This window comes from Mycobacterium sp. 1245801.1 (genome assembly GCF_001673055.1).
In the GTDB taxonomy this organism is placed as follows: Bacteria; Actinomycetota; Actinomycetes; order Mycobacteriales; family Mycobacteriaceae; genus Mycobacterium; species Mycobacterium europaeum_A.
In genome coordinates, this window is sequence record NZ_LZKY01000006.1 from 19,055 (window position 1) to 31,892 (window position 12,838).

A 12,838-nucleotide genomic window follows, 5' to 3' on the forward strand; every position below is an offset into this window, starting at 1 on the left:
AGTTCAGTCCTCCGGGTTGTAACCGAGGTTGGGGGCGAGCCAGCGTTCGGCTTCGGCCAGGGTCCAGCCCTTGCGCTTCGCGTAGTCGGCGACCTGGTCCTGGGCCATCCGGCCGACGACGAAGTACTGCGACTGCGGGTGCGAGAAATACCAGCCGCTGACGGCGGCACCGGGCCACATGGCCATCGAATCGGTCAACTCGATGCCGGTCCGCTCCTTGACGTCCATCAATTTCCAGAGCGTCGCCTTCTCGGTGTGCTCGGGGCAGGCCGGGTAGCCGGGGGCGGGCCGGATGCCCCGGTACTTCTCATCGATGAGCGCGTCGTTGTCCAGTTGCTCGTCCGGCTGGTATCCCCAGAACTCCTTGCGGACCCGTTGGTGCATGCGTTCGGCGAACGCCTCGGCCAGCCGGTCGGCGACCGACTCCAGCAGGATCGCGCTGTAGTCGTCGAGCGCCGCCTTGAACTCGGCGATCTTCTCCTGGCTGCCGAGCCCCGCGGTGACGGCGAAGGCGCCGATGTAGTCGGCCAGGCCGGTGTCCTTGGGCGCGACGTAGTCGCTCAGCGACCGGTTGGGGATTCCTTCCCGGTGCTCGCCCTGCTGGCGCAGGTTGTGCAAGGTGGTCAGCACCTCGGTGCGGGTGTCGTCGGTGTACACCTCGATGTCTTCCACCCCCGAGCCGACCGCGTTGGCGGGGAAGAACCCGATCACGCCGTTGGCGGTCAGCCACTTCTCCTTGATCAGGGTGTCGAGCATCTCCTGCGCGTCGTCGTACAGCTTGCGGGCGGCCTCGCCCGAGGCCGGGTTGTTGAGGATGTCGGGGAATCTGCCCTTCATCTCCCAGGCGTTGAAGAACGGCTGCCAGTCGATGTACTCCCGCAGCTCGGCGAGGTCGTAGTCCTGAAATTCCCGTACTCCCGTACCTATTGCGGGCACCGGCGGCGTGTAGCCGTCCCAGTCGATCGGCGTCCGGTTGGCGCGGGCCTTCTCCAGTGTCAGCGTCGGCCGCTCGTTCTTCTGGGCATGCCGTTCGCGCAGGGACGCGTAGTCCTTCTCGGTGGCCTCCAGCAGGGGACCCCGCTGCTTGGGGTCCAGCAGCGCGGCGGCGACCGGCACCGAGCGGGACGCGTCCTTGACCCAGACCACCGGACCGCTGCGCCGCGGCGAGATTTTCACGGCCGTGTGTGCGCGCGAGGTGGTCGCGCCGCCGATCAGCAGCGGGATCTCCAGACCCTCGCGTTCCATCTCGACGGCGAAGTTGGCCATCTCGTCCAGGGACGGCGTGATCAAACCGGACAGCCCGATGATGTCGGCGTCGTGCTCCTTGGCCGCATCCAGGATTTTCTGGGCGGGCACCATGACCCCGAGGTCGATCACTTCAAAGTTGTTGCACTGCAGCACAACTCCGACGATGTTCTTGCCGATGTCGTGGACGTCGCCCTTCACCGTGGCCATCACGATCGTGCCGTTGGTGTCCTTGGCGGCAGCGGTACCGTTCTCTTCCTTCTCCTTCTCGATGAACGGCAGCAGGTACGCGACGGCCTTCTTCATCACCCGGGCCGACTTCACCACCTGGGGCAAAAACATCTTGCCGGAGCCGAACAGGTCACCGACGACGTTCATGCCGTCCATCAGCGGACCCTCGATCACCTCGATCGGGCGGCCGCCCGCGGCGGCGATCTCGGCGCGCAACTCCTCGGTGTCGTCATCGACGTGGGCGTCGATGCCCTTGACCAGCGCGTGCGTGATCCGCTCCCGGACCGGCAGGCCGCGCCATTCGGCCGCCTTCGGGTCCTCACCCTTGTCCTTGCTGTTGAACCGCTCGGCGATTTCCAGCAGTCGTTCGGCCGCGTCCTCGCGACGGTTGAGCACCACGTCCTCGATGCGGTCCCGCAGCTCGGGGTCGATCGAGTCGTAGGGCACCAGCGCACCGGCGTTGACGATGCCCATGTCCAGGCCGGCCTTGATGGCATGGAACAGGAACACCGCGTGGATCGCCTCGCGGACCGGGTTGTTGCCGCGGAACGAGAACGACACGTTGGAGATGCCGCCGGAGATGTGCACCCCGGGCAGGTTCTCCTTGATCCAGGCGCAGGCCTCGATGAAGTCGATCCCGTAGGTCGCGTGCTCCTCGATGCCGGTCGCCAGCGCGAAGCAGTTCGGGTCGAAGATGATGTCCTCGGGCGGGAAGCCGACCTCTTCGGTCAGGATCCGGTAGGCGCGCCCGCAGATCTGTTTGCGGCGCTCCAGGTTGTCGGCCTGGCCCTGCTCGTCGAAGGCCATCACGACCACGGCGGCGCCGTACTTGCGGCACAGCCGCGCCTCGCGGATGAACTTCTCCTCGCCCTCTTTCATGGAGATCGAGTTGACGATCGGCTTGCCCTGCACGTTTTTCAGGCCGGCCTCGATGACCTCCCACTTGGACGAGTCGATCATCACCGGCACGCGGCTGATGTCCGGCTCGGCCGCGATCAGCTTGGTGAACCGGTCCATCGCGGCGACGCCGTCGATCATGCCCTCGTCCATGTTGATGTCGATGACCTGCGCGCCGGCCTCGACCTGCTGCAGCGCGACCGAGAGCGCGGTGTCGTAGTCCTCGGCCTTGATCAGGTTGCGGAACCGGGCGGAGCCGGTGATGTTGGTGCGCTCACCGATGTTCACGAACAGGGACTCGTCGGTGATGTTGAGCGGCTCCAGGCCCGAAAGCCGGGTCGCCACTTCGATTTTCGGCACCTCCCGGGGTGGTTTGCCCTCGACGACCTTGGCGATCTCGGCGATGTGCGGCGGCGCGGTTCCGCAGCAGCCACCGACCAGGTTGACCAGGCCGGCGTCGGCGAAGTCGGCGATGTAGCCGGCCTGCCGCTGCGGGGTCTCGTCGTACTCGCCGAAGGCGTTGGGCAGGCCGGCGTTCGGGTAGCAGGAGACGAAGGTGTCGGCGATGCGCGACATCTCGGCGATGTAGGGCCGCATCTCGGGCGCGCCCAGCGCGCAGTTGAGCCCGACCGCGATCGGCTTCGCGTGCCTGATCGCGTTCCAGAAGGCCTCGGTGACCTGACCGGACAACGTCCGCCCGGACGCATCGGTGATGGTGCCCGAGATGATCAACGGCCAGCGGCGTCCCCGGTCCTCGAACAGGGTCTCGACCGCGAACACCGCCGCCTTGGCGTTCAGCGAGTCGAAGATCGTCTCGATGATCAGCAGGTCGGCGCCCCCGTCGACCAGGCCGTTGGCGGCCTCGAGGTAGGCGGCGACCAGCTGGTCGTAGGAGACGTTGCGGGCCCCGGGGTCGTTGACGTCCGGCGAGATCGACGCGGTCCGGGTGGTCGGCCCGATGGCGCCGGCGACGTAGCGGGGCTTGTCCGGGGTGCTGTACTCGTCGGCGGCCTTGCGAGCCAGGGCGGCGCCGGCGTAGTTCAGCTCGTAGGCCAGCTCCGCCATGTCGTAGTCCGAGAGGGAGATCGCGTTCGCGTTGAACGTGTTGGTCTCCAGGATGTCGGCGCCCGCCTCGAGATACTCGCGGTGGATCCCCTCGATGATCTGGGGCTGCGTCAGGTTGAGCAGGTCGTTGTTGCCCTGCAGCGCGGTCGGCCACTCCGTGAACCGGTCGCCGCGGTAGCCGGCCTCGTCCGGCCGGTCGCGCTGGATCGCGGTGCCCATCGCGCCGTCGATCACCACGATCCGCTGGCGCAGCGCCGCCGTCAGCTCGTCGGTGCAGTCGGGGCGGATGTTCGGCGCGAAGGTGTTCGGCGCGGAAGTCTGGGCCTCAACGGCGGTCACGTGCACTCCTTCCATAACGGAAGGCGTCCTTGACTCTGCCGAGCGTGGCGGATACCGGCAAAGACCGGTACCCGTTGCAACGCCTCTCGACCAGAAAAGTCTACGTCGTCACCCGATCGACGTCCGGACGCCTAACTCATCGCCGCTATCGACAGTTCGTGGAGTCTGTCTGCGACATAGTTAACCAGGTTAACGAAATCGCAGCCGAACCTATTTCGTCTGGACCGCCGAGGATGTCAGTGTCGCAGCGGTGTCCCCTGGCGGCTGTCACGCCATAAGAATAGTCGTCCTATGCAAAGCCCCCGGTTGAACGTCAATCGGCCGACAATCCTTGGCCACCGCGCCCCGAACATCGGGCCGGAAGGCCGTACGCTAAATCTGTGACCCCGCCCGACGGCCCCCCCTTTGGCGAAACGGCATTGCCGGAACTGCACCACACCGTCGTCGTGGCCGCGTTCGAGGGTTGGAACGACGCCGGCGACGCGGCCAGCGACGCGCTCGAACACCTCGAGGCCATCTGGGAAGCGGACCCGATCTTGGAGATCGACGACGAGGCCTACTACGACTACCAGGTGAATCGCCCGGTGATTCGGCAGGTGGACGGGGTGACCCGCGAGCTGGTGTGGCCGGCGATGCGGATCTCGCACTGTCGCCCGCCGGGCAGCGACCGCGACGTCGTGCTGATGCACGGGGTGGAACCCAACATGCGCTGGCGGACCTTCTGCGCGGAGCTGGTGGCCATCGCCGACAAGCTCAACGTCGACACGGTGGTGATCCTGGGCGCCCTGCTGGCCGACACCCCGCACACCCGGCCGGTTCCGGTGTCGGGCGCGGCGTACTCCCCCGAGTCGGCGAAACGCTTCGGCCTCGAGGAAAGCCGCTACGAGGGGCCGACCGGCATCGCCGGGGTGTTCCAGGACTCCTGCGTGGCCGCCGGGATTCCGGCGGTGACGTTCTGGGCGGCGGTGCCGCACTACGTCTCGCAGCCGCCGAACCCGAAGGCCACGGTGGCCCTGCTGCGCCGCGTCGAGGACGTCCTCGACATCGAGGTGCCGCTGGCCGACCTGCCGACGGACGCCGAGGAATGGGAGCAGGCGGTCACCGAGATGACGGCCGAGGACGAGGACCTCGCCGAGTACGTGCTGTCGCTCGAGCAACGCGGCGACGCCGAGGTCGACATGAACGACGCCCTGGGCAAGATCGACGGCGACGCGCTGGCCGCCGAGTTCGAGCGTTACCTGCGCCGGCGTCGCCCCGGCTTCGGGCGCTGACGCTCACAGCGCTGTTGAACTTGCCGTCGGCCGATCAACTACGGAAGCATCGCGTCGCGACCTACCGATTGGACGTTTCATGGCCGCGTTGCCCGATGATGGCAACCCCGATCCCATAGCCGGTTCAGCTCCTCTAGCCGGCCCAGATCCCGCAGCTGGCGCAGTCGGCGAAGACGCCGGCTACCGCAAGGGACTCAAGCCCCGCCAGGTGCAGATGATCGGCATCGGCGGCGCGATCGGCTCCGGGCTGTTCCTCGGGGCGGGCGGGCGGCTGGCCAAGGCGGGGCCCGGAATGTTCCTGATCTACGCCGTGTGCGGGGTCTTCGTCTTCCTCATCCTGCGAGCGCTGGGCGAGTTGGTCTTGCATCGGCCGTCGTCGGGCTCGTTCGTGTCGTATTCGCGAGAGTTCTTCGGCGAGAAGGCCGCCTACGCGATCGGCTGGATGTACTTCCTGGGCTGGTCGATGACGGCCATCGTCGACACCACCGCGATCGCCACCTACCTGCGGCGGTGGACGGCCTTCGAATCCATCCCCCAGTGGGTGTTGGCCCTGCTGGCCCTCGTCGTGGTGCTGTCGATGAACCTGATCTCGGTGGAGTGGTTCGGTGAGCTGGAATTCTGGGCGGCGCTGGTCAAGGTTCTCGCGCTGGTGGCCTTCCTGGCGGTCGGGATCGTCTTCCTGGCGGGCCGGTATCGGATCGACGGCCACAGCACCGGACTGAGCCTGTGGACCAATCACGGCGGACTGTTTCCCTCCGGCGTGCTGGCGGTCCTGCTGACCACCTCGGGTGTCGTATTCGCCTATGCCGCCATCGAATTGGTGGGCACGGCCGCCGGGGAGACCGCCGAGCCGGAGCGGGTCATGCCCCGCGCGATCAACGCGGTGATCGCGCGGATCGCGATCTTTTACGTCGGGTCGGTGGCGCTGCTGGCATTGCTGCTGCCCTACACCTCCTACAAGGCCACCGAAAGTCCTTTCGTCACCTTCTTTTCCAAGATCGGCTTCCACGGCGCCGGCGACCTGATGAACATCGTGGTGCTCACCGCCGCCCTGTCGAGCCTGAATGCCGGGCTGTATTCCACCGGCCGCATCATGCACTCGATGGCGTCCAGCGGCAGCGGTCCCCGGTTCGCCACCCGGATGTCGAAGAACGGGGTGCCCTTCGTCGGCATCGCGATGGCGGCCGCCATCTGCCTGCTCGGCATCGGCCTGAACGCCGTCAACCCCGGCGAGGCCTTCGAGATCGTGCTCAACATCGTGGCGCCGGGAATCCTCGCGAGCTGGGCCACCATCGTGCTGTGTCAGCTGCGCTTCTACCGGCTGGCCAAGGCGGGGCAGGTAGAACGCCCGCAGTTCCGGATGCCGTGGGCCCCGTATTCCGGGTATCTCACCCTGGCATTTTTGGCCGGCGTCCTGGTCATGATGGCGTTCGATAAGGACACCGGCACCTGGACCATCGCGACGGTGGTGGTGGTCATTCCGGCGCTGAGCGCCGGATGGTTCCTGGTGCGCCGGCGGGTGGCGGCCGTCGCGTCGCAGCGCGCGGCCCCGACCGGCTAGGAGCTGCCGAGGTCGCGGTTGTAGGCGCTGGTGGAGCGGCCCAGCGCGGCGACTTGGGCGTCCAGTTGGGGCAGCAGCTCGGCGGTGGATTTGTGCAGCGGCATTTCGCCGACCGGACTGGACAGCACCGGCTTGACCCAACGGAACAGCGCCACCCAGCGCGGGCAGTAGACGCGGGTGCGCCGCCGCTCGATGCCCTTGACGAAGGCGGCCGCGCACTTGTCGACGGTCGTCGTCTTGCTCAATGGCCACGGGAAGCTGGCGAGTAGCTGGTTGAACGCCGGCAGGTCGGACTGGGTGTCGCGGACCAGGGCGGTGTTGATCCAGGACATGTGCGCCGAGCCGACCGTGACGCCCAGGTGGGCCACCTCCAGCCGCAGCGCGTTGGCCAGCAGTTCGACGCCGGCCTTAGACGCGTTGTACGGCGCCAGGCCGGGGCAGGCGGTGTAGGCGGCCAGCGACGACACGATGAGCACGTAGCCGCGGCGCTCGATCAACGCCGGCAACGTGGCGCGCACGGTGTGAAAGACGCCGAGCACATTGATGTCGAGCACCCGTTTGAACGCGTCGGGGTCGACCTGCAGCACCGATCCGTAGCTGGCGATGCCGGCGTTGGCCAGCACCACGTCGATGCCGCCGAATCGCTCGACGGCGCGGGCGGCGGCGGACTCCATCGCGGACAGGTCGCGCACGTCGGCGACGGCCGTCAACACCCGTTCTTCGCCGAGTTCGGCGGCCAGCGTTTTCAGGTCGGTTTCGTTGAGATCGGTCAGGACGAGCCTGGCGCCCCTGGCAGACAGCCGCCGAGCGGTCTCGGCCCCGATCCCCCGGGCACCGCCGGTGATGAAAACGACTTTGTCCTGCAGCGATGTCATGGTCGCCAACCTACCGTGCGGGCATTCGAGGGCATCGCCCGCGCGCGTGACCTCGGTTGACGCCGACAGCATTGCGGTGTCGAGCCACCGGTCTGCGCTGAATCAGCAGGCTGCTGAATTAGCCGAGAATGGCCCCTTGCACACCGCTGAAATTGACATTAGCGAAAGTGCCCAGCGTATAGCGCCGGTCTTGCGAGTTCTGCGTGGTGCAATGTGTGCGTCTTTATCTACGCTCGTTCCGAACCCACTCTTGCCCGGAATGAATGCCCTGCGCTGGATCGGCCTCGGCGGGTGTTTTCTGTGTTAACAACACGCTAACTGGACGCTGCCACTACTCTATTTGGCTCGCACCTAGCCCGGCGAGACCAGCGCCGGCCATAGGCTCCGCAGCATGACACGCAATTGCGCATGTCGCCGGGGATCTCGCTGGATGACAATCGACAGCTCGATCCCACCGCCAGCAGCGCTAATAGACCGATTGCAAAGCAACGCCGAACGTTGTCGAAACAAAGTCGAATTCGACTATGACCGCTAAACCACCGGCGCGCGGCGGCTCCGCCAACCCAGCCGCCGCGCGCCGGACTACACCGCGGGCGCCGTGGCGTGCTCCTTGCAGCGGCGCTCTGCTGTCGGGGAACCGGTCCCCGTGTTGTGCACTGGCTATCCCGCTTTCAGCCGCGACTTTTGCGAGTTTGTCTGCTCCGAAGTTGCCGCCAACCACGGGTGTGCGACCGGGATCAGCCGGCTTTGGTCGAGTCGGCTCCAGCATCTGAAAGGGAGGGACGATGCACAGAAAATCGACTCCACCTGATTTTTCAATGTGGAAATTTGTGTCGCATGCCAGCTTGGGTGATCTGGAAACCTATCTCTGGCATCGTCAGGGCAGCAACGTATTCTGCTGGCGCCCGGTGGGAAAGTCTCGGGGTGCAGCGAAAAAGAAGGACGTCGAAGAATGACCAGCGGAACTGAGCTCATCCGCTAAAAGGCCAAGAAAACAGCGGGGATCGCAGGTCTTTCGGTAGTGCGAGCGGACCCCACTAGAGCGTCTACGCGCCGCGACCAGGCGGTCTCGAAGCAGCGATGAGCATCAATCCGTGGGTAATGACAATTTAGACTTTCGTCTTGGTCAAAGGCGCAACGCCCAGCGACCCGCCGGTGGTAGCGCCTAACCGCGCAACCGGGCGAACTGACCTTGCCGGTACTGCTCGACGCAGGCCGAACGCCGCACCTTGCCACTCGTGGTGATCGGTATCGACCCCGGCGCCACCACAACCAGATCCGCGACGCCGAGGCCGTGCGAGTTGGAGACTGCCGAGGTCACTTCGCGCTCGACGACGGCGAGCTTGTTCGCCCCCTCTCCGTGGGGCGTGGGCTGGTTTTTGACTTCGGCGATCACGACAAGCTTTTCCATGCCCTGATGCGGGACCGCTATCGCCGCGCACCGGCCCCGGGTGATCTCCTGGACCGTCGCTTCGATGTCGTCGGGCGAGTGGTTACGCCCGTAGACGATCAGTAGATCCTTGATGCGGCCGATGATGAACAGCTCGCCTTCGAAGATGAACCCCGAGTCGCCGGTTCGCAGCCACGGCGCTTCGGGTGTGCCGTCCGACGCAGCGACCAGCCGATCGCCGAACGTGCGTTCGGTCTCCTGGGGCTTTCGCCAGTAGCCCAAGGCGACGTTGCCACCGTGCATCCAGATCTCGCCCACGGTGCCCTGGGGACACTCGATCCTGGTGTCGGGGTCGACAACGCGGATCATCGGTGACCGCGGCGCCCCGTAGCTGACCAGTGGTGTACCGGTGGGGCTTTCGCAGCGGTCCGCGCTGCCGGCGGCCAGCTTCTCGGGATCGAAGTGCACCATTTTGGGCGGCTGTGCCGGTGTGCGAGTCAACGCGTACACCGTCGCCTCGGCGAGCCCATAGCTTGGCCGTACCGCGTTGTCGGGCAGATTGAACCGCGCGAACCGATCGATGAAACGCCGCAGCGTCGCAGGATGCACGCGCTCACTACCGTTGAGGATGACCAGCACCTCGCCTAGATCCAGTCCGGCCAGGTCCTCGTCCGACGTCTTGCGTGCCGCCAATTCGAACGCGAAGTTCGGCGCCGCCGAAAACGCGTGACTTTCCTTGGCCAGCAACTGCATCCACCGGGCCGGTCGCTGCAGAAACGACACCGGACTGGTCAGCACGGTGCGAATTCCGCCCAGCACCGGCGCGCACACTCCCAGTATCAAACCCATGTCGTGGTAAAACGGCAGCCACGACACAATGGTCGTGTCCGGCGGCGCGACGCCGCCGTGCTCCGCGCAGAAGTCGGACATGATCTGCCGGAAATTGGCCAGCAAATTGCCTTGAGAGACCATGACCCCGGCCGGCTGCCGGGTGGATCCGGACGTGTATTGCAGATACGCCAGCTCTGAATGATTCTCGCGCGCGGGGCCGGATCCTGTCCGGGCGTCCAGGTCCAGCAGGTCAACCTCTACGACGGATGGAACTGATCCGCCGGATTGCGACTGGACATACCCGGCAACGGTTTCCGCGGCCGGGGACGTTGTGAGGATGACGGTTGGCGACGCGTCGCGCAGCACCGAACTGACGCGTTCATCGCTGACGCCACCTAACGGCACTGAAAGCGGAACCGCGATCTGACCCGCCTGCAATGCACCGAGAAACGCCACAATGTAATCCAGCCCCTGCGGGGCCATGATCACGGCGCGGTCACCCGCCGACCCGCAATCATGAAGCCGCCGCGCAAGGTTGCGCGTTCGCCGATGCAGCTGCGACCACGTCAGGCTTTCAGCAACGCCGTTCCAGTCCTGCTCGTAATCGACGAAGGTGAATGCCGTGTCGTCGGGCTGCAAGCTGGCGCGTTCGCACAGCAGGTCTGACATAGGCGTCTCAACCATCATCACTCCATTCCGCTACGGCCGGGGGTCCAAAAGGGCTTCGTGCGTATCTGCCGTCGATCCCAGCCACGTTCGGTGATCAATATTTTGCGCAGCGTTTGTATGGTGCGGGCCTCGCCGGCGAGGTAGGCGACGCCGGGATAGTCGGGCAGCGGCAGGCTGCGCAGGGCGTCGGCGAGCACGGCAGAGTTCGCGGCCGGTGCGCCACCGCGCTCGACCCGGGTCAGGGGTGTGGCCAGGGGCAGGTGATCGGTGTCGGTCACGGCCTCAATCGCTCCGTAGACCTCGGCGGTTGGGGGCAGGGATCGAAGCATCGCGGCGAACGCGACCGAGGCGGTTTCCTCGCCGGCGAACAGGTGGTAGGGCGCGTCCCGGCGGATGGCGAACTTGCCCTGGGGCCGGGTGAAATGGACGCCGTCTCCGACCGAGGTGGACAGCGCCCAGCGCTTGGCGGGTGTCGCGCCCTGCCGGCCACCGTCGTGGTCGACCATCACGATGTCGAGTGCGCCGAGGGCGGGATCGGCGTCGTAGATCGAATACGTGCGCAGCACGGGGTATGGGTGCAGCCGCAGCACGGCGTCACGCAGACTCTCGACCTGCAGTCGGACATGCTGACCTGGCGTCCAGGTCAGTCCCCGCAGGCGCGGGCCGCTGAACCGGATGCGGCGCATTCTCGGTGTCAGCCTTTCGATCTCGCTGACCGTCGCCGAAAGAAACACTGCGTCGCGCAGGGTGCTGATGACGGGAAAATTTTCGACGAGGGTAGCCACGAAGAACTCCAACTGCTCAGTAGTTGTTGCAGGTGGCGAAGACCCGCTGGACAAGTCCGAACTGCTCGTCAGCCCCCGGCTGGCTCGCCAGCATCTGGGCCATCTGCTGGCGTTGACTCGGCGGCGCGGCCAGGAACTGCCGCAAAAACGAGCCGCTCTCCGGCGAAGCGTTGAATTGTTCGGCCGCTTGGGGATCCGCCGCCTGCAGCGCCGACATCACCTGACCGTAATTGCAGGTGGTGTTGACGAACGGGCTGAGATCCCGATCGGCCGACGCGAGCCCGGCCCCAGCGGTCAACGACAGTGCCAGGCCGCAGATCCCGACGGCGAACCTAGTCAACGATACCGTCCTCATTTTTGACATCTCCAACTAATCGTCGCGATGGACCGGTTCACCGAACCGGCGTGAACTCGAGGTGTAATTCCTTGAGGCGCCTGAACAATGGGGTGCGGTCCCATTTCAGCCGACGAGCGCCTGCCGGGCCGTGTTCGGCCTCTGAAAGCCGGATGTCGGCCATTCGGTTAAGGATGCGTTCCAAGCTCACCCGCACTTCGGCGCGAGCAATCGGGGCGCCCGGACACGTGTGGATACCACGGCCGAATGCCATGTGGTGCAATATGTTCGGGCGGCCCAGGCGGAACTCGTCGGGGTCGTCGAACCGCCGTGGGTCGCGGTTTGCCGCACCGTTCATCACCAGCACGCTGGTGCCGGCTTGCACATCGATGTCGCCGATCCTGGTGGTGCGACGCGCCAGACGGAAATTCGTTTTGATCGGGCTTTCGATGCGCAGCATCTCCTCGATGAAGGCGCTGATCTTTGAATTGTCCTCGCGCAGTTGCTCTTGCAAGTCCGGTCGCTCCGCCAGCGTCAGCATCGAGAGACTCAGCAGATCGATCGTCGTGCCGTGGCCGGCGGCGAACATGAAGGTGGCAACGCGGGCAACATCAAGCGCGTCAGGTGTCGTGCCATCGGGAAACTTCGCCAGCGCAAGCTCGGTCAGGACATCGTCACGCGGCTCGCGCCGCCGCTCCTCGATGTACTCGACGAACCACTCCTCTTTCACGCCGACGAAACCACTGCGGTCACCCTCGAGCCGGCTGGCATACGCAGCGCGGCGGAATCGCTCACGGTCGGCCTCGGGCACGTCGAGCAGGTCGGTAATCGCGTCGAGCGTGAATGGAAAATTGTAGTCAATGACCATCTCGCACTTGCCGTGGGCGAGGAACCGGTTGAGTTGCTCGTCGGCAAGACGCCACAGGAAGTCCTCGTTGTTCTTGAGCTGCTTCGGCGTAAACAACCGGCTCAACAGCGAGCGGTGGGCCGTGTGCTTCGGAGGATCAAACGTCAGGAAGTAGTCGCCGAACGTCACCCCCTGGCGGTGCCGCTCAATCAGATCCGAAATGTCGTCGCTGTCGGTTTTGGTCGGAATCCCCGACCATGGGCCGCTGACGATATTGCAGACCGAGAAGGCCTGTTCGGGGTCGCGTTGCACCGCCAGGGCCTCGTCATACCCCGACACCATCACCACACCGTGCGCAGGCTCACGCCACACCGGGCACCGCCGGATCGCGTCGTAGTAGTCGTATGGGTTATCGACGAGCGACTTCTCGGTGAAGAAGTCGAGGTTTTCGGGAGTGGACTTTCGGCTGACCATGTAGTCAGATGTCATTTTTCAAAC

8 protein-coding genes are annotated in these 12,838 nt (G+C 65.5%); 2 read left to right on the forward strand and 6 right to left on the reverse strand.

Features of this window, described 5'->3' with window-relative positions:
- Positions 1 to 3 precede the first annotated feature (3 nt).
- The gene (gene metH, locus A5622_RS00300; RefSeq protein ID WP_066875933.1) at positions 4 to 3,792 is read right to left on the reverse strand and encodes a methionine synthase; all 3,789 of its coding nucleotides are present in this window, start codon (positions 3,790 to 3,792) and stop codon (positions 4 to 6) included.
- 365 nt (positions 3,793 to 4,157) lie between these two features.
- On the opposite strand from metH, the gene A5622_RS00305 reads away from it, so the two are divergent.
- Together A5622_RS00305 and A5622_RS00310 are read left to right on the forward strand one after the other, a co-directional pair.
- Positions 4,158 to 5,048, forward strand: a complete 891-nt coding sequence (locus tag A5622_RS00305) for a PAC2 family protein (protein ID WP_197498159.1) — start codon at positions 4,158 to 4,160, stop codon at positions 5,046 to 5,048.
- A 79-nt stretch (positions 5,049 to 5,127) separates the two neighbouring features.
- Entirely contained in the window at positions 5,128 to 6,609 is a 1,482-nt protein-coding gene (locus A5622_RS00310) for an amino acid permease (protein WP_066875936.1), read from the forward strand.
- On the opposite strand, the gene A5622_RS00315 is transcribed toward A5622_RS00310, so the two are convergent.
- The 5 genes from A5622_RS00315 to A5622_RS00335 all read right to left on the reverse strand — a co-directional run bounded on the left by A5622_RS00315 (position 6,606) and on the right by A5622_RS00335 (position 12,829).
- On the reverse strand, positions 6,606 to 7,484 hold the full coding sequence (locus tag A5622_RS00315) for an SDR family oxidoreductase (RefSeq protein ID WP_066867513.1): 879 nt from the start codon (positions 7,482 to 7,484) through the stop codon (positions 6,606 to 6,608). The genes A5622_RS00310 and A5622_RS00315 overlap by 4 nt on opposite strands.
- A gap of 1,165 nt (positions 7,485 to 8,649) precedes the next feature.
- Positions 8,650 to 10,389, reverse strand: coding sequence for an AMP-binding protein (locus A5622_RS00320; protein WP_066875997.1), 1,740 nt, complete (start codon positions 10,387 to 10,389; stop codon positions 8,650 to 8,652).
- A gap of 2 nt (positions 10,390 to 10,391) precedes the next feature.
- On the reverse strand, positions 10,392 to 11,159 hold the full coding sequence (locus A5622_RS00325) for a siderophore-interacting protein (RefSeq protein ID WP_197499361.1): 768 nt from the start codon (positions 11,157 to 11,159) through the stop codon (positions 10,392 to 10,394).
- A 16-nt stretch (positions 11,160 to 11,175) separates the two neighbouring features.
- Complete coding sequence (locus A5622_RS00330) at positions 11,176 to 11,514, reverse strand: hemophore-related protein (RefSeq protein WP_066867507.1); 339 nt, start codon at positions 11,512 to 11,514, stop codon at positions 11,176 to 11,178.
- A 37-nt stretch (positions 11,515 to 11,551) separates the two neighbouring features.
- Positions 11,552 to 12,829 (reverse strand): cytochrome P450, encoded by a 1,278-nt coding sequence (locus tag A5622_RS00335; RefSeq protein ID WP_066875937.1) that lies wholly within the window; start codon positions 12,827 to 12,829, stop codon positions 11,552 to 11,554.
- Positions 12,830 to 12,838: the final 9 nt, after the last annotated feature.

Coding starts and splice junctions, on each gene's coding strand:
- A5622_RS00320 (WP_066875997.1), bottom strand. CDS start 10,389: ATGGTTGAGACGCCTATGTCAGACCTGCTGTGCGAACGCGCCAGCTTG.
- A5622_RS00310 (WP_066875936.1), top strand. CDS start 5,128: ATGGCCGCGTTGCCCGATGATGGCAACCCCGATCCCATAGCCGGTTCA.
- metH (WP_066875933.1), bottom strand. CDS start 3,792: ATGGAAGGAGTGCACGTGACCGCCGTTGAGGCCCAGACTTCCGCGCCG.
- A5622_RS00330 (WP_066867507.1), bottom strand. CDS start 11,514: ATGAGGACGGTATCGTTGACTAGGTTCGCCGTCGGGATCTGCGGCCTG.
- A5622_RS00335 (WP_066875937.1), bottom strand. CDS start 12,829: ATGACATCTGACTACATGGTCAGCCGAAAGTCCACTCCCGAAAACCTC.
- A5622_RS00315 (WP_066867513.1), bottom strand. CDS start 7,484: ATGACATCGCTGCAGGACAAAGTCGTTTTCATCACCGGCGGTGCCCGG.